Origin of the sequence: Agrobacterium deltaense RV3 (assembly GCF_900013505.1) — a bacterium.
GTDB lineage: Bacteria > Pseudomonadota > Alphaproteobacteria > Rhizobiales > Rhizobiaceae > Agrobacterium > Agrobacterium leguminum.
In genome coordinates, this window is sequence record NZ_LT009745.1 from 837,403 (window position 1) to 854,085 (window position 16,683).

Consider the following 16,683-nt stretch of genomic DNA (forward strand, 5'->3'; position numbering starts at 1 on the left):
AACTGACAGGATCCCATGCGAAAGCTTCTTCCCGCTGCCCTTTCTGCCTTTTTCCTTGGCTTGCAGACCTTCACCCCCGCCTTCGCGATCGACGCCAGCGTGATGCGGCAGTTGAACGCGCTTGCCCCCGAAGAGCGGCTGGAACAGCGCTGCGATATCGAGGCGATGGAAAGGATAGCGACCGAGCAGAAGGGCATGCGGCCGGACAAGGTCATCGCCTATACTTTCGGCGATCCGGAAGTGGGAAAGAACTCCATCAAGGCGCCGGGCGCAGTCTTCAGGAGCGCGGGCGAATGGTACAAGCTCAAATACAAGTGCCAGCTCAAGAGCGACAGTCTCAGCATCCAGTCCTTCGATTACCGTGTGGGCGATAAAATTCCCGAGGAGCAGTGGAAGAAGTTGTATCTTTATGACTGAGCACGGAATTTTTCGATTTCAGACCGGCGTTTAGCCGCCGCTTTGTTGCCGCTCCGCCAGCGGCTCTGTAACCCTGCTTGCCGATCAAAGCGAGGGAGATGGGCATGGCGACACGATTCAAGGGACTTTCGGCTTTTCCGATCACGCCGGCCGACGAGGCCGGGCAGGTCGACACGCAGGCCTTTTCCGCCCTCATCGAGCGGCTTGATGCGGCCGAGGTGGATTCCATCGGCATTCTCGGCAGCACCGGCATCTATATGTATTTGTCGCGGGCGGAGCGGCGTCGGGCCATCGAGGCCGCCGCCGCCATCCTCAAGGGCAAGCGCACACTCATGGCCGGCGTCGGCGCATTACGCACCGATGATGCCGTGGCGCTGGCCAGGGATGCGGAAGCGGCCGGCGCCGATGCGCTGCTGCTCGCGCCCGTATCCTACACGCCGCTGACGCAGGAAGAGGCCTATCACCATTTCGCCGCCGTGGCGGGTGCGACGGCGCTGCCGCTCGCCATCTACAACAACCCGACGACGACGCGGTTTTCCTTCAGCGACGAGCTTCTGGTGCGGCTTGCCTATATCCCCAATATCCGCGCCATCAAGATGCCGCTGCCGGCCGATTCCGATTATGCGGGCGAGCTTGCGCGGCTGAGGCCGAAGCTCGGGCAAGATTTCGCCATCGGTTATAGCGGTGACTGGGGCTGCGCCGACGCCACGCTTGCCGGCGGCGACACATGGTATAGCATCGTCGCCGGTCTGCTGCCGGTTCCGGCCCTGCAGCTGATGCGGGCGGCTCAGGCCGGCAATGCGGAAGAGGCAAAGAGGCTCGATGCGGCCTTCCAGCCGCTCTGGGCGCTGTTTAAGGAATTCGGCAGTATCCGCGTGGTTTATGCCGCCGCCAACATCCTGTCGCTCACGGTGAGCGAACCGCCCCGGCCGATCCTGCCGCTCACCAGCGCCGAACGCCAGCGGGTGGAAGAGGCGCTGGAGGCCCTGTCGGCACTGGAAATCGCGCCTTAATTCGGGCGCTTTGCGGGCGGATTGCCACCTCTCACACTCCGGAACATAAAATGCTGCGTCGCCTCTTCACCGTCACCCTGTTTTTCTGCGCCTCTTCCGCCGCCTTTGCGGGGACCGGCCTTGTCGAGCCGACGCTGAAAATGTCGCCGCAGCATGACGGCAAGGTGCGGGTGGCGATGACACTGGACGCCTGCATGGGCAAGACCGACCACCGCATTCTCGATACGCTGGTGAAGGAGCGCATTCCGGCGACGATCTTCGTCACCGCCCGCTGGCTGAAACATAATAGCGAGGCGCTGGCCACGCTCATGGCGCACCCTGACCTCTTCGAAATCGAAAACCATGGCGAAAACCATGTGCCGGCAGTGGATAAGCCGGTTTCCATCTACGGCATCGCCGCCGCCGGCTCAGAGGCGGCGGTCATTCAGGAGGTGGAGGGCGGCCTTCAGGCCATCGTTGCCGCCACCGGCCTCCAGCCGCAATGGTTCCGGGGTGCGACGGCCAAATACACCAGGTCCTCCATGGCCACCATCAACCGGCTCGGCATGCGGGTGGCCGGTTATTCCGTCAATGGCGATGGCGGCTCGCTGCTGGGTGCTGCCATGACGGCGAAACACATCGCTTCCGCCAGGGATGGCGATGTCATCATCTCCCACATCAACCAGCCCACCCATGAAGCGGGCGAGGGCGTGGTGAAAGGCCTTCTGGCGCTGAAGGCGCGCGGCGTGATTTTCACAAGGCTGGACGATCCGTCCTTCGCACCGCCGGGGAATTGAAAGGGAAGCTCTTCCCTCATTGACGAGCACAGGATTGAGGGAGGAGCCACATCCATGCCCGTTTTTCGGCGGCGTGCCGCTTAAATTTGCGTTAGCATCCTCCCCATGATGCTGTTCAAACGCCCCGACACCGAAACGCTCTATTCCGCCCTTGTGAACAAGGACCCCGCCTATGAGGGCGTGGCCTATGTGTGTGTGACGTCGACGAAGATTTTCTGCCGCTTTACCTGCACGGCGCGCAAGCCGAAGATCGAAAACTGCCGGTTCCGCGAGACCATCGCCGAATGTCTGGAAGCCGGTTTCCGCCCCTGCAAGCGCTGCAAGCCGATGCTCGCCTATGGCTCCGCCGATGAGACCGTGACATCGCTGCTGACGGCGCTGGAAAACGAACCGGCGCGGCGCTGGCGCGAGGAGGATGTGGTGGCGATGGGCCATGATCCTTCCACCGTGCGCCGCACCTTCAAGCGCCGTTTCGGCATGAGCTTTCTGGAAATCGCCAGATTGCGGCGGGTAGGCGATGCGGCGGAAAGCATCGCTTCCGGCGAAGCGGTGATCGGCGCGCAGATCGATGCCGGTTACGAATCCGGCAGCGGCTTCCGCTCCGCCATCAACCAGTTTTTCGGCTCATCGCCCGCCGCCATGAAAGGCAAGGGGTTTTTGAAGGGCGACTGGATCGATACGCCGATCGGCCCGATGCTCGCCGTCGCCGACGATCATGCCCTGCATCTCCTCGAATTCGCCGACCGGCCGGCGCTTCCAGCCGAACTGAAGCGGCTGAAGACGCGCACCGGCGCGGATATGGTGCTTGGCCGGACGGCTGTGACCGGCCAGATCGAAGCGGAACTCAAGGCCTATTTCGCCGGGCATTCGGCCGCCTTCGAAACGCGGCTCGCCGGCCACGGCACACCCTTCGAGCGCGACGTCTGGCGCAACCTGCGGGAAATACGGGCGGGTGAGATCGTCAGCTATTCCTCCCTCGCAACCGCCATGGACAGGTCATCCGCCGTGCGCGCGGTCGCGCGCGCCAATGGCGCGAACCAGATTGCGATTGTCGTTCCGTGCCACCGTGTACTGGGCGCGGATGGCAGCCTGACCGGCTATGGCGGCGGTCTGTGGCGCAAAAAATGGCTGCTCGAGCATGAGCGCCGCATGGCGAGCGCGCAGGTTGAGGCGCAGGGAATGCCGCTCGCTTCCTGAGCGGTCTGACGGCCGGCGCGTGTGGCTTACCCCCCTCTGCCCTGCCGGGCATCTCCCCCTCAAGGGGGGAGATCGGCAGGGAGGGGCTAACGCCATTTCATTCTCAACGTTGAGATGGGCGAAACCTCGCCGCAGATCGATCTCCCCCCTTGAGGGGGAGATGCCCGGCAGGGCAGAGGGGGGTAAACCCCACGCGCCGGCCGCCGGAAAACCGCGGGTCAATCCGGCAGTTTGGGCACCACCCGGCGTGAGGGGAAGAGTTCCCGCGTCACCGTCATGACGATCAGCGACAGCGGCAGCGCCAGCATGGCCCCGGCCGCGCCCCACATCCACGTCCAGAAGATGATCATCACGAAGACGAGGAAGGGGTTTATCTCCATGTTGCGGCCCACCACCGCCGGAAAGGCGAGGTTTTCCATCAACAGGTGAATGGTAAAGAAGATCGCCGCCGGCAGCAGCGCCAGAATGATGTTGTCATGGGTGATGATGCCCGCCACCGTCAGCGAAATCGTCATGGCGGTGATGCCGAGAAACGGCACGAAGCTGGAGAGGAAGGCGAAGAGCCCCCACAGAAGCGGCATGGCCAGTCCGCCGAAATAGGCGATGACCACCATCGTCACGCCCAGCCCGGCATAGATCAGCGCCGCCGTGGCGAAATAGGTGCCGAGCACCTCTTCCACCGAACCGATGATACGGATGGTGCGAAGCCGCTGGTGGCGGGCCGGAAAGGCCATGATGATCGCCTTGCGCAGCCGCAGCCGGCTATAGAGGAACATCAGCAGCGCGGCGAGAAAGATCAGGCCCTGAATGACGGCGGGCGTGATGTTGGCGCCGAGCAGCGAGATGATTTCACCGCTGCGCGAAATCAGAGATTCCATCGACATCGAGCCCAGACTGAAGCTCGCCGCCGAAATATTCAGCCATCTGAGGCTTTGCAGATAGGGCAGGAAACGGTCGATGCTGCGCTCCACCAGCGCCGGCCCTTCCGAAGCGAGAAGCGAGAGCGGCTCGGTCAGCGAATTGACCACGAAGAACATCACCGCCGCCACGAGGCTCGATAGAATGAGCGCGACGCCGAAGCCGGGAATGCCGTAGGAACCGAGCTTTTCGGCGGCGATGCCGAGAATCATGCCCACCACGATGGCCATCACCACCGGAATGAGGATGAGCGACAATTCGTGGATGACCGCCATCAGCATGATGAGGAAGATGCCGATCACCGACCAGGCGACGACCACATCCAGCGCTTCGCGGCCAAGCGGCTGCTGGCTGCGCACATCGTCACGCCGTGAGCCGGAAGCTGGCACCTCCAGCGGGTCCGCTCTTGTTGCCGCAGCGGTTGCCGCGGTGTTGACCAAGCTGCCGGTCTTGTCCGGCCTGGCATTTTCATTCATCGAACGGTCCCCCAATAAGGTGACAAACGTTCGAAAAATGTGGCGGTTCCGGGGCGGCAAAAATTTCCGCCGCCCCTTTTTGCGTTTAGGCGGAAAGCTTTAGGCCGATGCCCCACGGATCTTTGAGGGCAATGCCGTCACTGTGTCGCTCTGTGGCGATTTCCAGCCGGTCGAGCGCGGCAATCGCCGCCTCAAGCGCGGCCGGCTCGTTGAATGTCAGCGAATAGCCGGAAAGGCCGGTCATGTTGTCCTTGCGGGCCATGGCTCCACGGCTGTTCCAGATATTGGCGGCCACATGGTGGTGATAGGCCCCGGAGCCGAAGAAGCTCGCGCCGGGATAACGCGCCATGATCTTCAGCCCCAGCACATCCTGATAAAATTCATCCGCCTGCGGAATATTGCCCACCTGCAGATGGATATGGCCGATGGCTGTTCCTTCCGCCGCCCCGGTAAAGGCCGTCTTCGGCGCGCCGTCGTAAAGCGCCTGAAGGTTGAGGCCGAGGGTGGCCATCTCCACCGTGCCGTCCTGCTGGTAGGTCCATTCATCCGGCGAACGGTCGCGATAGACCTCGATGCCGTTGCCTTCCGGGTCGGCAAGATAGATCGCCTCGCTGACCAGATGGTCGGACGCGCCCTGAAACTGGACATTGTTATGGGCGGCATGCGCCAGCCAATGGGCCAGATCGTTCCGGCTCGGCATCAGGAAGGCGGTGTGGAACAGGCCTGCGGCGTTGCGCGGCGCGCGTTCCGCCGTGCTGGAGGTTGAAAGCGTAAGCAGCGGTTGGCCGCCGACACCCAGCACTTCACCGCTCGGGTTCTTTTCAAGAACGGAAAGGCCGATGATCTTCTGGTAGAAATCCGAAACGCGCGGCAGATCGTGAACGACGAGATGCGCCTGGCCGACATAGGCCGGCCGCGTCAGGGCGAATTGTTTGATTTCACTCATCATGATCTCCATATTGAATCCGAAGCGCCCTGGGGCGGATCGGTCGCCGAAACCATCGGCCGACGCCGCTTTGCGGCGTTTGTCGAAGGCGAATATGGGCTGGTTTCGTCGTTCAGCAAAGATCGTCGTCTGGCGATTGACCGTCCACTATTCGTTGACAATGCCCCGTTCCGGCCCGGCTCCGGCTTTGACTTCGATCAAGGTGAAGGCCCTGCCGAAGGGGAAATATAAGCCTAGCCCGACACGCTAAACGGCGGATCAAGCCAAAGGAGACAGCCATGTACAAGAAGATCATCGTACCGGTAGACCTCAGCGCCACCGACAAGGGGGAAAAGATTCTCGAAAAGGCCAAGGCGCTTCTGGACCCGGACGGCGAGATCGTTCTCATCAATGTTGTCGAGGAACTGCCGGGCTATATGGCGATCGACCTGCCTGTCGACCTGATCGAAAACGCCATCAAGGACGCCAAGACCAAGCTTTCGGACATTAAGACCAGAGCCGGTTTCAAGGGCAGCCAGGAAATCAGAAGCGGCGCGCCCGCGCGTGAAATCATCGCCGCCGCCGAGGAGCACAAGGCCGACCTCATCATCATCGCGTCGCACACGCCGGATTTCAGCAATTATTTCATCGGCGCCACCGCCGACCGCGTGGTGCGCCACGCCAAATGCTCGGTGCTGGTGGACCGATAAAAGCCTGACGTTTTAGCGTTGTGGGCGGGTTTTCCGCCCCCAAGCATTCCAAGGAAAAGTGGAATCCGGTTTTCCGTCTGGAAATGCGACGATACAAGAAGATTGGCTGGAGGAAAAAACATGAATGTCGAAAGTTACGAGAAAATCCTGCGTGACCGCCAGCGCGAGCTTTATCGCCGCCTGCACAAAATCGAAGCCGATTTCGAAGAGCCTCGCAATCCCGATGACGAGGATCGCGCCACCGAACGCAGCAATGACGAGGTGCTGGACGAGCTGGGGCAGGTGGGGCAGGACGAGCTGCGCGCCATCGACGCAGCCCTCGACCGTATCGCCAGCGGCACCTTCGGCACCTGTGTCAAATGCGGCAAGCGGATTTCGGAGGATCGGCTGAAGGCGGTGCCCTATACGCCGTTTTGCCAGGAATGCGCTGCGGCGTTGTGAGGGGTGAACGACCTTTCCTCCGTCATGCCGGACCTGATCCGGCATCCAGCCGACGCGCGTCTGCGCGGCGAGAGAGTTCTTTCAGCCCAAGGACTTGGGCTGGCTGGATACCGGCTCAGGGCCGGTATGACGGTGTGTAGGTACGACAACCTGAAAAACTCATCCTTATCGCCAGGGAACGTCGCCTGCCCCCAACCTCTCCTTTCGCAACAGCCTCGAACGCAATTTGATTGCCGTTAACCGGGCGCTGTCTTGTTCCTGTCTAATATTGTCTCCATGCTTTGAGGAAAGCACGCAGACGGGATTGGACTATGAGCGATTTATGGCGGTTCGGGCGCCAGTATGATTTTCACGAGATTGTCGCCGATGGCATCGTCCATGGTGTCGGCATCGTGTTTGCGCTTATCGGCGCCACGGCGCTGATTTTCTACGCGACCGCCTGGGGGACGCTCAGCGCGATCGCCGCCGCATGGATTTACGGTCTCGGCCTCGTCGCCTGTCTCTCCGTATCCTTCACCTATAATATCTGGCCGCACTCCAGGGTGAAATGGTTCCTGCGCCGGCTGGATCATTCGGCGATCTTCATCCTCATCGCCGCCACCTATACGCCCTTTCTGATGCGCGGCATCCACGATCCGCTGATCGCCGTCATGCTGGGGCTGATCTGGCTTGCGGCGCTGTGCGGCATCCTGCTCAAATGCCTGTTTCCCGGCCGTTACGACCGGGTCGCCATCGGCCTTTATCTCGCCATGGGCTGGAGCGGCGTCATGGTGGTCGGGCCGCTGTCGTCGCATCTGGCACCCGTCACGCTCTGGCTGATCGTCGCCGGCGGCGTCATCTATTCGCTCGGCGTCATCTTCCATGTCTGGGAAAAGCTGCGCTTCCAGAATGCCATCTGGCACGCTTTCGTGGTCGCCGCCGCCGCCGTTCATTATTTCGCCGTGGTCACCTCCTTCAGCCTCGTGCCGCTGGCATCCTGAAGAATGCGCCCCGATGGCGGGATGGGTACTGGACAGCCATTCGCATCATCGCCTAATCCTCGTGCAGATGGCGGACGAAAATACCGCCGCTGCAAGCGGGAAAAAGGGTGAACGACAATGAGCGTGCAACTGCGCGACGCGACCGTGGACGATCTCTCCGGCATCATGGAGATTTACAATGATGCCGTGCTGAACACGACGGCGATCTGGAACGACGTGCTGGTCGATCTGGAAAACCGCAAGGAATGGTTCGCCGCCCGCAAGTCACGCGGCTTTCCGGTCATCGTCGCAACCCTCGACGGCAAGGTCGCAGGCTACGCTTCCTATGGCGACTGGCGCGCTTTCGACGGTTATCGCCACACCCGCGAACATTCGGTCTATGTGCATAAGGATGCGCGCGGCCACGGCATCGGCAAGAAGCTGATGCAGGCGTTGATCGATCATGCCTCCGGCAACGACGTGCATGTGTTGATCGCCGCCATCGAAGCGGAAAACACCGCCTCCATCCGCCTGCATGAAAGCCTCGGCTTCAGGGTCGTCGGCCGGTTTTCGGAAGTCGGCACCAAGTTCGGTCGCTGGCTGGATTTGACGTGCATGGAGCTGAAATTAGGCTAGCAGGCTGGCCGGATTTCCTTCAGGCCGGACGCCGGGCGAAGGCAAGCATGACGCCGAAGGCCATCATCATCGAGCCGCTGATCCGGTTGACGCGCTTCAAGGCGCGCGCATTGCGCATGAGACCGGACAGTCGTGAACCGACAAAGGCATAAACGGCAATCGCCACCACCTCGAGCAGCAGGAAAATCGCGCCGAGCGTGGCGAAACTCTGCCAATAGGCGTCCTGCTGGATGAATTGCGGGAAAAAGGCCGTGAAGATCAAAATAGCCTTGGGATTGCCGGAGGCGACGAAAAACTCCTGCCGCAGATAGGTTTTGAGGATATTGCCGTTGGCCGAGGATACATCGGGGGCGGCAACCTCAGCCTTCGAGCGGATGAGCTTGAAGCCGATCCACAGCAGATAAACAACACCGATCCATTTGATCAGTGAGAACATCATCTCGGACGCCATCAAAAGTGCGCCGAGCCCGAGGGCTGCAATCGCGATCATACCCGCGAAAGCGACCAGCCTGCCGCTTGCCGCCATAACCGCCGTTGCCATGCCGTAGCGAGCGCCCACCGTCATCGACAGAAGATTGTTCGGGCCGAAGGCCATGTTCAGGGCAAAGCAGGCGGGAATGAAAATGAGGATGGTTTCGAGCGTCATGGCGATGATCCGGAAGGAGTGAGACGGCGATGATCTCACTCTCCGGTCCGGCTGTCGAGACAGCCCTTTATGCGATGAAGGCCGGCAGGGGCAGCCGGCTTTTCACCTCATCTTTTATCAAACCGGCTCGAACACCATCGAATGGCCGTTGATGCAATAACGCAGGCCGGTGGGCTTCGGGCCGTCCGGGAAGACGTGGCCGAGATGGCCGCCGCAATTGGCGCAGCGGATTTCCGTGCGCACCATGCCGTAGCTGGCGTCGCGATGTTCCGTCACGGCGCCCGGCTTTACCGGTTCGAAATAGCTCGGCCATCCGCAGCCGGCATCGAATTTCGTATCGGAGAGGAACAGCGGCTCGTCGCAGGCCGCACAGCGATAGAGGCCTTTCTGGAATGTATCCCAATAGGGGCCGGTGAAGGCGCGCTCGGTGCCGTGTTCGCGCAGGATGCGATATTGCTCCGGCGTCAGCTGCTCACGCCATTCGGCATCGCTCTTTTGGATTTTGGGGGATGTCAGATCGCTCATGGAATGATCCTTTCTGTTCCCGCCTCAAATAGTCATCGCGCAGGCGGATTGAAAGGGGATGGGCGTCATAACACGTTCGTTATGGGCCGGGAGTGTCGATTTGGGTTGAGATGGCTTTGTCTATGCCTTAACTGGAAAAATCGATTTTAAAGAACGCCCTTCATTGGCGCGCAGGGGTGGGGGACATCCCGGGAGATGTGAATGACATCAGATGTCACGCCGTTGACATTCCTGTCGCTGTTTCTGCCGTTCCTGGCAGCGCTTGCCGCACCCGTCCTGGTTAAAAGGTTCGGTCACAATGCGGCGTGGGTCCTGGCGATTGCGCCTGCTCTCGCTTTTGCGCATTTCGCGCTGATGCTGCCCGAAATCGCGGCAGGCGGGGTGGTGACCGGCGGTTATGCCTGGGTGCCGAGCTTCAATCTCAGCTTCTCCTGGTTCATCGATGGCCTGTCGCTGACCTTTGCGCTGCTGATCACCGGCATCGGCCTGCTGATCGTGCTTTATGCGGGCGGTTATATGAAAGGCCATCCGCAGCAGGGACGGTTCCTGTCCTTCCTGCTGCTTTTCATGGGGGCGATGCTGGGCGTCGTGGTTTCCGACAGCCTGCTGATGCTGTTCGTCTTCTGGGAACTCACATCCATCACCTCCTTCCTGCTGATCGGCTTCGACCATGAGCGCGCCGCCTCGCGCCGCGCCGCGCTACAGGCGCTGGTGGTGACGGGCGGCGGCGGTCTGCTGCTGCTCGCCGGGCTGATTTTCATCTGGGATATCAGCGGCTTGACGCAGCTGTCGATGCTGGTGCGCGGCGGCGACGTCTTGCGCGACAGCCCGTTTTATCTGGCCGCGCTGCTTCTTGTTCTCGGCGGCGCCTTCACCAAGTCGGCGCAGTTTCCCTTCCATTTCTGGCTGCCCAACGCCATGGAAGCGCCAACGCCGGTCTCCGCCTATCTGCATTCGGCAACCATGGTGAAGGCCGGCGTCTATCTGCTGATGCGCCTCAACCCGGTTCTCGGCGATACTGCCGCCTGGCAGATCCTGCTGCCCTTCTTCGGCGGGCTGACCATGCTCACCGGCGTGCTGCTGGCCGTGCGCCAGACCGATCTCAAGCTGATGCTCGCCTATACGACGGTGTCGTCGCTCGGCCTGCTGGTCATGCTGACGGGTTTCGGCTCCGACCATGCCATCGAGGCGGCGGTGCTTTATCTGGTGGCCCATTCGCTGTTCAAGGGCGCGCTCTTCATGGTCGCCGGCATTATCGACCACGAGACCGGCACCCGCGACGTGACGAAGCTCGGCGGCCTGCGAAAAGCCATGCCGATCACTTTTGCGGCGGCGCTGGCGGCTGCGATTTCCATGGCGGGCCTGCCGCCTTTCTTCGGTTTTCTCGCCAAGGAAGAGATTTATTACGCGCTGGCGCATGGCAATCCGCGCGCCGTGCTGTTCACCGGCATCGCCATCCTCGGCAACGGGCTGATGTTCGCCGTCGCCTTTGCGGTAGCGCTGAAACCCTTCCTCGGCAAGCCGGTGAAGACCCCGAAACACGCGCATGAAGGCCCGCTGCTGCTCTGGCTCGGCCCGGCGCTTCTGGCGCTGAAGGGGCTGACGATTGCGCTCTTTTCCGGCATCGCGCATTTCTACATCTCCACCCCGATGGCGAGCGCCATTGCCGGTGAGGCGCGCCCGGTGGAAATCTCGCTCATTCCCCATATCGGCGTGCCGCTCGGCCTGTCGCTGCTCACCATCGCGCTCGGCATCGTCCTTTATACGCAGCTTTCCGCCGTCCGTGGACTGATCGACCGTACCTTCAAGGCGCTGGGGGCGGGGCCGGACAGGGGCTTTGACGTCTTCATCGACATGCTGGTGAAAGTCTCGTTCCACATCACCCGGCTCATTCAGCCGGGCAGGCTGGAATTTTACGTCACCGCCACCTTCGCCGTCATCGCCGCCGTGCTGCTGGTGCCGCTGTTCCTTTATGGCGAATTGCCGTCCACGCCGTCATGGCCGCGCGATATGCCGATCCATGAGTTGACCTTCATTGCCATTGCCGTGGCGGGGCTCATCGCAGTGCTGACGGCGTCGAGCCGGCTCACCGCCATCATCGCGCTCGGCATTCAGGGCTTTGCGGTGGCGGTCATCTTCCTGCTCTTCGGCGCGCCCGATCTGTCCTTCACGCAATTCATGGTCGAGACGCTGTCGGTGGTCATTCTGACGCTGGTGATGACGCGGCTTCGCCTGTCGCCGTCAGACCATCGCGGCCTTGGCCAGAAGCTGCTGGACAGCACCATCGCCATCGCCTGCGGAACGGGCTTTGCCCTGTTCCTGATGCGCGCGACCGAGGCGAGCTTCGACAACCGCCTGACGGATTTCTACAACACCTATTCCAAGGTCATCGCCCACGGCGCCAATGTGGTCAACGTCATCATCGTCGACTTCCGTGGCACGGATACGCTCGGTGAAATCGCGGTGGTGATGATAACGGGTCTTGCCATTCTCGCGCTGATCCGCATCCGCCCGGCTGCTGCCGTTAAGGGAGTCGCTGTCAAGGGACCGGCCAAGACCGCAAAGAAGAAGGGAGCGCGCGCATGAACACGCTCATTCTGCGCACCGTCGCCCCTGTCGTCACCAGCCTCATGGTGCTGTTTTCCATCTTCGTGCTGCTGCGCGGCCATAACGAGCCGGGCGGCGGTTTCATCGGCGGCCTGATCGCGGTCTCTGCGCTGGCGATCTATGGCATCGCTTATGGCGTTGCCGCAGTCAGGCGCGCCATCATGTTTCATCCGCTCGCCATTGCCGGGGCGGGGCTGTTGCTGTCCATGCTTTCCGGCCTCGTTTCCATGGCCGCCGGCGTGCCCTTCATGACCGGGCTGTGGGTCTATCCGAACCTGTTCGGTGTCGAAATACCGCTCTCCACCGTCATGTCCTTCGATATCGGTGTCTATCTCGTCGTGGTCGGCGCCATCACCTCCATTGCGCTGGCGCTGGAAGAAAGGGAAAGCGACTGATGGAAGCGGTCTTCTCCATTCTCGTCGGCATCTTCTTTTCGGTGGCGATTTATCTCATGCTGTCGCGCCACAGCATCCGCATGCTGCTCGGCATCGCCATTCTCGGCAATGCGGTGAACCTTCTGCTGTTCACGGCAGGCAGGCTGACGCGCGAAGTGCCGCCGATCATTCCGCCCGGTATGGATGCGCTGCCCGCGGGTGCGGCCAATCCGCTGCCGCAGGCGCTCATCCTCACGGCAATCGTCATTTCCTTTTCCTTCTTCTGTTTCCTTCTGGTGCTGACCTGGCGTGCGTTTCAGGAACTGCAGACTGACGACACGGACGAAATGCGCACCGCAGAACCCGCAGGCGAGCCCTTGCCGCCGCTCGGTTACTGAGCGGCGAGGCTGAGACACCATGGCATCCTCCACCACATCCGCAGTCACCGATCTTTCCGCAGCGCTCGTCACGACGCCCGTGCCGCTCACCGACTGGCTGATCATTCTCCCCATCGCGCTCTGCATTGGCGCAGGCGCGGTGCTGATGATGATGCGCCACGCTATCCGCCACCACGCGACCGTCGCCATCGCGGCGCTGTTCCTGCTGGTGCTGCTCGATGCCGCGCTTTTGTGGAAGGTCGCAACTCATGGCCCCTTCACCATGGTCATGGGCCGCTGGCTGCCGCCCTTCGGCATTGCCTTTACCGCCGATCTGACGGGCGCGCTGCTGTCGCTTGCCGCCGCCATCATCGCACTGGCGGGCGCCATCCATGCCGGCGCGGATATCGACGCCAGCGGCAGGCGCTACGGTTTTTATCCCTTCCTGATGCTCTTGATGGCCGGTGTCACCGGCGCGTTCCTGACCGGCGACATCTTCAACCTCTATGTCTGGTTCGAGGTGCTGCTGATCTCGTCCTTCGGCCTGATCGTGCTCGGCTCGACGCGCGAGCAGATCGATGGCGCGCTGAAATACGCCATTCTGAACCTCATCGGCACGACGCTGTTCCTGATAACGGTCGGGTATCTCTACGCCATCTTCGGCACGCTCAACATGGCCGATATCGCGCAGAAGGCGACCGGGCTGCGCGGCTCGGCGCCGCTGATGACACTTGCGAGCCTGTTCGCGCTCGCCTTCGCCATGAAGGCCGCCGCCTTCCCGGTAAATTTCTGGCTGCCCGCTTCCTATCACACGCCGCGCATCGTCGTTTCCGCCCTGTTCGGCGGCTTGCTCACCAAGGTCGGCATCTATTCGCTGCTGCGCGTCATGGTCATGCTGTTTCCGGTCGAGCGGGAAGAACTCAGCATCGTCATCGCCATCTCGGCGGCCTTGACCATGGTGCTCGGGGCCATGGGCGCGCTCGCCCAGAACGATATCCGCCGCATGCTCGGCTATATCGTCATATCGGGTATCGGCTACATGATGGCCGGCATCGCCATCGGCACGCCTTCCGGTGTCACCGGCGCCATTTTTTACGCGCTGCATTCGATGGTGCTGATGACGGCGCTTTATCTCGCCGCCGGCCATGCGGCCCGCCTCGGCGGCGGTTTCAGCCTCACCTCGCTTAGAGGCCTTTACCAGCAGGCTCCGTGGTTTTCGGCGCTGGCGCTGGCGCTGTTTTTCGCCGGTTCCGGCCTGCCGCCCTTTTCCGGCTTCTGGCCGAAGGCGGTGCTGGTCAAGTCGGCGATCGATATCGGCGCCTGGTGGCTGGCCGGCGCCATTCTCGCCTCCGGCTTCATCGCCACCATCGCTTTCGGGCGGATGTTCCTTTTGTGTTTCTGGCGTCCCGTTGCGGCATCCACCGGTCAGCCTTCCGTGCCGCAGGCATCGCCCTCGGCAGCGCCGTCTTTCGCGCCGCTGGTGGGGCTGACGTTGCTGGTGGTATTTTTCGGCCTGTTTCCGGAAAGCCTGCTCAATCTCAGCCAGCAGGCGGCCGCAGGCCTCGCTAATCCGCAGGCCTATATCCAGTCGGTCTTTACCGAAGGGGGCAAACCATGAGCCTCTATCTCGTACAATTGCTTTTCGTTGCCGTATGGCTCGCCGTGACGGGCAGCGTCACGCTCGCGAACATCATTTTCGCCCTTGTCGTTTCGACGCTGGCGCTCGGCATCATCCGCCACCAGCTTCCCGGCGGGCGCAACCACTGGCTCAGGCTTGTCCGCGTGCTCTCGCTGGTGCTGCTGTTCTTCAAGGAGCTGGCGCTCTCGGCATGGAAGGTCGCCGTGCTGGTGACCCGGCCGAAGCTCGACGTGCAGCCCGGCATTTTTGCCTATCCGCTGACGGTGACGACCGATTTCGAGATCACGCTGCTCGCCAATCTCATCACGCTCACGCCGGGCACGCTGTCGGTCGATGTTTCGGCGGACAGGAAAACGCTTTACGTGCACGCGATCGATTGCAGCGATATCGAAGCCACGAAAACCGACATCCGCAACGGCTTTGAAAGAAAGATCATGGAGGCGTTTCAGATATGACGCCGGAACAAATAGTTTCATTTGCAACTATACTTGCATCGGTTGTTCTGTCGGCCGCCTTTTTGCTGACAGTATATCGCGTCGTCGTCGGCCCCACCTTGCCGGACCGTATCGTTGCGCTCGACATGCTGGTGGGCATTGCCATCGGCTTCATCGCAGTTATCGCCATCCGCACCGGCTTCAATCTTTACGTCGATATTGCGATTGCGCTCGGGCTGGTCGGTTTTCTGGCAACGGTTGCCTTCGCCCGCTTCGTGCTGTCGCGCGGCCCGGACGGCCGGCGCAGGCCAGCGGCGGTTCTCGATGGCGAAAGGGCATCTGAAGCCATTGAAAAAAATATGGAAAAAGGTGTCGCTAACAGAAAAGGAAAGGGCAGGCGATGATGGCTTGGATCGTGGCTATTCTCGTTGCGGCGCTGTTGGTCTCAGGCGCCATCTTCTCGCTGATCGCGGCAATAGGGCTCAATCGGCTGCCGGATGTCTATACCCGCATGCATGCGGCTTCCAAGGCGGGAACGGTTGGGTCCGGCCTTCTGCTTCTGGCTGTCGGCATTCATTCCATGGAAATATCGACGCTGGCGCGGGCGCTCGCCGGTTTTTTCTTCTTTGTCCTTACCGCGCCGGTCTCGGCACATCTTCTTGCCATGGCCGCTCACAAGGCAGGTTATCCGCTTGCCGTTAAATCGGTAGTTGATGACATCAAGAAAATTTGAAGTTGAAAATCCCCCCAATAATTGGGGGTATTCATTTTCAATTGCTACTTGGCATAGTATTTTATTACCCGTAATTTTTTGTATTCCGATTAGACTGTTTTGAACTGAAAAATTCACAATAGGAATTTGACTTTTGCTGTTTTGCTGTTATCCAAATTAAGTGTAAAGTTGCTAATCGCGATTTGCATCTAGCCTCTTCATAGTCGGCATAGGCATTTTATTAATGTCTAATCTATGGCCCATCGGACCATTGCTGCCCATGTCGCGGGCCATAAGTTGAATCTCGGACCAATTCGTTTCCGGTTTTCGCTCGAAATCTAGGGGTAGGTTTCATGTTGGTTTCAACAAGGCGAAGGTGGGGCACCGGGTAACTTCACATCGCTCGATGCGGCGTTCGCCCGCGTCAGGGGATTAATAAACAGGAGATACTTAAATGACGGAAACTGCATACGGTAACGCCCAGGATCTGCTGGTCGAACTGACTGCGGATATTGTGGCTGCCTATGTTAGCAACCACGTCGTTCCGGTAACTGAGCTTCCCGGCCTTATTTCGGATGTTCACACGGCACTCAGCGGAACATCGGCACCGGCATCGGTGGCGGTCAACGTTGAAAAGCAGAAGCCTGCCGTCTCTGTCCGCAAGTCGGTTCAGGATGACCACATCGTCTGTTTGGAATGTGGCGGCTCTTTCAAGTCGCTCAAGCGGCATCTCACGACGCATCACAGCATGACGCCGGAAGAATATCGCGAAAAATGGGACCTGCCGGTCGACTATCCGATGGTTGCGCCCGCCTATGCCGAAGCCCGCTCGCGGCTCGCCAAGGAAATGGGTCTCGGTCAGCGCCGCAAGGCCAGCCGTTGATTTTAAAGACGGTCCGGC

The 16,683-nt window shown here is 60.9% G+C and carries 21 protein-coding genes; 17 read left to right on the forward strand and 4 right to left on the reverse strand.

Annotated elements, in window-relative coordinates:
• Positions 1 to 15 precede the first annotated feature (15 nt).
• The 4 genes from AGR7B_RS04230 to AGR7B_RS04245 all read left to right on the forward strand — a co-directional run bounded on the left by AGR7B_RS04230 (position 16) and on the right by AGR7B_RS04245 (position 3,403).
• Entirely contained in the window at positions 16 to 417 is a 402-nt protein-coding gene (locus AGR7B_RS04230) for a DUF930 domain-containing protein (RefSeq protein ID WP_059753914.1), read from the forward strand.
• Positions 418 to 521: 104 nt separating this feature from the next.
• Complete coding sequence (locus AGR7B_RS04235; RefSeq protein WP_080856983.1) at positions 522 to 1,430, forward strand: dihydrodipicolinate synthase family protein; 909 nt, start codon at positions 522 to 524, stop codon at positions 1,428 to 1,430.
• 50 nt (positions 1,431 to 1,480) lie between these two features.
• Complete coding sequence (locus AGR7B_RS04240) at positions 1,481 to 2,206, forward strand: polysaccharide deacetylase family protein (protein WP_080856094.1); 726 nt, start codon at positions 1,481 to 1,483, stop codon at positions 2,204 to 2,206.
• A 105-nt stretch (positions 2,207 to 2,311) separates the two neighbouring features.
• Positions 2,312 to 3,403, forward strand: coding sequence for a bifunctional transcriptional activator/DNA repair enzyme AdaA (locus AGR7B_RS04245; RefSeq protein ID WP_080856095.1), 1,092 nt, complete (start codon positions 2,312 to 2,314; stop codon positions 3,401 to 3,403).
• A gap of 218 nt (positions 3,404 to 3,621) precedes the next feature.
• Here the strand turns inward: AGR7B_RS04245 and AGR7B_RS04250 are convergent, their stop codons facing one another.
• A complete protein-coding gene (locus AGR7B_RS04250) occupies positions 3,622 to 4,797 on the reverse strand; it encodes an AI-2E family transporter (protein WP_065654226.1) in 1,176 nt (391 codons plus the stop codon).
• Between the two features lie 85 nt (positions 4,798 to 4,882).
• Positions 4,883 to 5,743, reverse strand: coding sequence for a VOC family protein (locus AGR7B_RS04255; protein WP_080856096.1), 861 nt, complete (start codon positions 5,741 to 5,743; stop codon positions 4,883 to 4,885).
• Between AGR7B_RS04255 and AGR7B_RS04260 the strand changes: the two genes are divergently transcribed.
• The 5 genes from AGR7B_RS04260 (at position 5,726) to AGR7B_RS04280 (ending at position 8,468) form a co-directional block, all read left to right on the forward strand.
• Positions 5,726 to 5,974: a hypothetical protein gene (locus tag AGR7B_RS04260; protein ID WP_003522283.1), complete on the forward strand. Its 249-nt coding sequence runs from the start codon at positions 5,726 to 5,728 to the stop codon at positions 5,972 to 5,974. The two genes, AGR7B_RS04255 and AGR7B_RS04260, sit on opposite strands and share 18 nt — an antisense overlap.
• Positions 5,975 to 6,021: 47 nt before the next feature.
• On the forward strand, positions 6,022 to 6,432 hold the full coding sequence (locus AGR7B_RS04265; RefSeq protein ID WP_003522284.1) for a universal stress protein: 411 nt from the start codon (positions 6,022 to 6,024) through the stop codon (positions 6,430 to 6,432).
• A 120-nt stretch (positions 6,433 to 6,552) separates the two neighbouring features.
• A complete protein-coding gene (locus AGR7B_RS04270) occupies positions 6,553 to 6,873 on the forward strand; it encodes a TraR/DksA family transcriptional regulator (protein WP_035260908.1) in 321 nt (106 codons plus the stop codon).
• A gap of 311 nt (positions 6,874 to 7,184) precedes the next feature.
• On the forward strand, positions 7,185 to 7,853 hold the full coding sequence (trhA, locus tag AGR7B_RS04275; protein ID WP_003522286.1) for a PAQR family membrane homeostasis protein TrhA: 669 nt from the start codon (positions 7,185 to 7,187) through the stop codon (positions 7,851 to 7,853).
• A 117-nt stretch (positions 7,854 to 7,970) separates the two neighbouring features.
• Positions 7,971 to 8,468: a GNAT family N-acetyltransferase gene (locus AGR7B_RS04280; RefSeq protein WP_080856097.1), complete on the forward strand. Its 498-nt coding sequence runs from the start codon at positions 7,971 to 7,973 to the stop codon at positions 8,466 to 8,468.
• Between the two features lie 19 nt (positions 8,469 to 8,487).
• Here AGR7B_RS04280 and AGR7B_RS04285 read toward each other — a convergent pair whose 3' ends face one another.
• A complete protein-coding gene (locus AGR7B_RS04285; protein ID WP_080852483.1) occupies positions 8,488 to 9,114 on the reverse strand; it encodes a LysE family translocator in 627 nt (208 codons plus the stop codon).
• Between the two features lie 117 nt (positions 9,115 to 9,231).
• A complete protein-coding gene (gene msrB / locus AGR7B_RS04290) occupies positions 9,232 to 9,639 on the reverse strand; it encodes a peptide-methionine (R)-S-oxide reductase MsrB (protein WP_080856098.1) in 408 nt (135 codons plus the stop codon).
• A 201-nt stretch (positions 9,640 to 9,840) separates the two neighbouring features.
• Between msrB and AGR7B_RS04295 the strand changes: the two genes are divergently transcribed.
• The 8 genes from AGR7B_RS04295 to ros all read left to right on the forward strand — a co-directional run bounded on the left by AGR7B_RS04295 (position 9,841) and on the right by ros (position 16,665).
• A complete protein-coding gene (locus AGR7B_RS04295) occupies positions 9,841 to 12,225 on the forward strand; it encodes a putative monovalent cation/H+ antiporter subunit A (protein WP_080856099.1) in 2,385 nt (794 codons plus the stop codon).
• Complete coding sequence (locus tag AGR7B_RS04300) at positions 12,222 to 12,641, forward strand: Na(+)/H(+) antiporter subunit B (RefSeq protein ID WP_065654222.1); 420 nt, start codon at positions 12,222 to 12,224, stop codon at positions 12,639 to 12,641. The genes AGR7B_RS04295 and AGR7B_RS04300 overlap by 4 nt, the downstream gene beginning before the upstream one ends.
• Entirely contained in the window at positions 12,641 to 13,018 is a 378-nt protein-coding gene (locus tag AGR7B_RS04305; RefSeq protein WP_003512021.1) for a Na+/H+ antiporter subunit C, read from the forward strand. Before AGR7B_RS04300 ends, AGR7B_RS04305 begins: the two co-directional genes overlap by 1 nt.
• Before the next feature lie 19 nt (positions 13,019 to 13,037).
• Positions 13,038 to 14,615, forward strand: coding sequence for a Na+/H+ antiporter subunit D (locus AGR7B_RS04310; RefSeq protein WP_080856100.1), 1,578 nt, complete (start codon positions 13,038 to 13,040; stop codon positions 14,613 to 14,615).
• Positions 14,612 to 15,091 carry a Na+/H+ antiporter subunit E gene (locus AGR7B_RS04315; protein WP_080856101.1) on the forward strand — a complete coding sequence of 160 codons (480 nt, stop codon included), beginning with the start codon at positions 14,612 to 14,614 and terminating at the stop codon, positions 15,089 to 15,091. Before AGR7B_RS04310 ends, AGR7B_RS04315 begins: the two co-directional genes overlap by 4 nt.
• Positions 15,088 to 15,474 carry a cation:proton antiporter gene (locus AGR7B_RS04320; RefSeq protein ID WP_003522294.1) on the forward strand — a complete coding sequence of 129 codons (387 nt, stop codon included), beginning with the start codon at positions 15,088 to 15,090 and terminating at the stop codon, positions 15,472 to 15,474. The genes AGR7B_RS04315 and AGR7B_RS04320 overlap by 4 nt, the downstream gene beginning before the upstream one ends.
• Entirely contained in the window at positions 15,471 to 15,803 is a 333-nt protein-coding gene (gene mnhG, locus AGR7B_RS04325; RefSeq protein ID WP_003522295.1) for a monovalent cation/H(+) antiporter subunit G, read from the forward strand. The genes AGR7B_RS04320 and mnhG overlap by 4 nt, the downstream gene beginning before the upstream one ends.
• A gap of 433 nt (positions 15,804 to 16,236) precedes the next feature.
• Positions 16,237 to 16,665 (forward strand): MucR family transcriptional regulator Ros, encoded by a 429-nt coding sequence (gene ros / locus AGR7B_RS04330; RefSeq protein WP_003509257.1) that lies wholly within the window; start codon positions 16,237 to 16,239, stop codon positions 16,663 to 16,665.
• Positions 16,666 to 16,683: the final 18 nt, after the last annotated feature.